The sequence below is a fragment of the Allobosea sp. genome (assembly GCF_048595345.1).
Classification (GTDB): Bacteria; Pseudomonadota; Alphaproteobacteria; order Rhizobiales; family Beijerinckiaceae; genus Allobosea.
Genome location: NZ_JBMDWH010000160.1, coordinates 1 through 2,072, shown reverse-complemented (window position 1 = coordinate 2,072; position 2,072 = coordinate 1). Strand labels below are relative to the sequence as shown.

Annotated in this window: 2 protein-coding genes and 1 pseudogene; 1 reads left to right on the top strand and 2 read right to left on the bottom strand. The window is 66.8% G+C overall.

The features are described from left to right. Both ACOJTB_RS14840 and ACOJTB_RS14835 read right to left on the bottom strand, forming a co-directional pair. Positions 1-336 (bottom strand): annotated as a pseudogene (locus tag ACOJTB_RS14840) (dihydropyrimidinase); the annotation flags it as partial. A gap of 14 nt (positions 337-350) precedes the next feature. Continuing rightward, complete coding sequence (locus ACOJTB_RS14835; RefSeq protein ID WP_420103298.1) at positions 351-1,061, bottom strand: GntR family transcriptional regulator; 711 nt, start codon at positions 1,059-1,061, stop codon at positions 351-353. A gap of 277 nt (positions 1,062-1,338) precedes the next feature. On the opposite strand from ACOJTB_RS14835, the gene ACOJTB_RS14830 reads away from it, so the two are divergent. Next, positions 1,339-2,072: extracellular solute-binding protein (locus ACOJTB_RS14830; RefSeq protein WP_420103297.1), on the top strand; the 734-nt coding region annotated here is incomplete at its 3' end.

The window sequence follows — 2,072 nt, the reverse complement described above, 5'->3', positions numbered from 1 at the left end:
GGCGTGGTAGGCCTTCACCGTCTCGCGCAGGCTGGTGCCCTTCTCCTGCACGCAGAAGGGCAGCACGGTCGTGTTGCCGCCGAAGGCGGCCGAGCGCGTGCCGCTCTCGAAATCGTCCGCCATGACGATGCCCTCCCCGCTGGGCTGGGAGATGTGGACATGGCTGTCGATGCCGCCTGGCAGGACGAGCCGGCCCGTGGCGTCGATCACCCGCCGGGCGTCGCCCAGCCCGTGTCCGAGCGCGACAATGCGGCCGTCGCGGATGCCGACATCGCAGGCGAAGGTGTCGGACGCGGTGGCCACGGTGCCGTTGGCGATGATGAGGTCGTAGGCCATGCTTTTCCCCTCCGTCACCCCGCCTCGGCGAGCGGCACCATGGCCGCCCGGTGGCGCGCAAGCTCTTCCATCACGACATCCTCCACCGAGGGCCCGGCCGGCTCGCACAGGGTGGGCCGCAGCCGGGTCTCGACCAGGGAGAGATGCGTCGTCATCGCCTTGACCGCCTTGCCGCGCTCGCGGGCCGCCAGCGCGCGGAAGATGGCCCGGTGTTCGTCGCAGCCGCAGGCGGAGCCGGCGCTGGTCTCGTAGCGCTTCACCAGCATCAGCGTGCGGCTGATCAGCTCCTGCGCCTGGCGCTGGACGAGCGGGTTCTCGGTCAACTCCGCCAGCAGGTAATGAAACTCCGCCGAGAGCCGCTGCCAGGTCGCCTGGTCGCCGCAGCGCAGCGCCTCCGCCTCGGCCTCGACATGCGCGCGCAGCCGCTCGATCTGGGCCGGCGTCAGGTTGTCGGCGAGATGGGCCGCCATGCCGCTCTCCAGGATGCGGCGCGCCTCGTAGACGAGATGGCCCTCGCGCAGGTCCGGCGCGATGGTGAAGGCGCCGCGGTTCCGGACCATGTCGAGCAGCCTCTCGGCGCCCAGCCTGTGCAGCACCTTGCGGATGCGCTCCCGGCTGACGCCGAACATCTCGGCGAGGCGATGCTCGCCGAGCTTCAGCCCGCCAGGCAGCCGGCCGGTGAGCAGCACCCGCGTCAGGACCGCATGAATCTCTTCTTCCTGCATGGCCCGATTATCGCGACCGCCTCCGGAAACGCCAACCCGCCGCCCGCACATTCTTTCGGCAGAGCCAGCCCTACATCAGGCACAATGTACTATGCATTGTGCACAAATATCGGCTGATCCGGATGCGTTTTCGCATCGGATTTCGAGTCAAAATGTCCATCTATCCCATTGTGATTGATGTGTTTTCATCGTCATTCAATGGCCTTTTTGCCCTGAGCGAATTCCGTTGGCACAGGCGTTGCTGGAAGGGGGCGTCACTCCAGCCCGAGGATCCGCCATGGACGCTTTCGCTGCCCGCCCGAGCCGCCGCTCCTTCCTCGCCGGTGCCGCCGGCAGCGCAGCGCTGATCGCCGCGCCTTCCGTCCTGCGGGCCCAGACGCGGGAGCTGGTCGTCGGCGGTGCGGCCGGGCACAAGCCCTGGGTCGAGCAGATCGTCGTCCCCGCCTTTGAGAAGAAGTACAACTGCAAGGTCATCTTCGAGGGCACGCGCTCGCTCGTGAACCTCGAGAAAATGCAGAAGAACAGGGACAAGCCCTATATGTCCGTCGTCCAGATGGACGATCCGGTCATGATCCTCGCCGTCAAGGAAGGGCTTCTCGACCCGCTGACCCCGGCGAAGACCCCGAACCTCGCCAATCTCGTCGCCGGCTCCACCCATATGGACGGGATGTGGGCGAACTACCTTCAGCCCTGGCTCGGCATCGCCTACAACAAGTCGCTGGTGAAGACGCCGCCGGCATCCTGGGCCGAGCTCTTCGACGCCAAGTACAAGGGCCGGGTCATCATTCCCTCCCTGCAGAACACGGAAGGGCTGCCGATCCTCTTCGCGGCCGGCCTGCTCGCGGGCGCCTCGCTCGACGCCGCGCAGAAGGACACCGATGCCGCCTTCAAGAAGCTGGTCGGCCTCAAGCCGAACCTGCTGACGGTCTACACCCAGCAGCCGCAGGCCTTTAACCTGCTTGAGCAGGGCGAGGCGCATCTGATCGGGCCTGCTATGTCGTCCTATTGCCT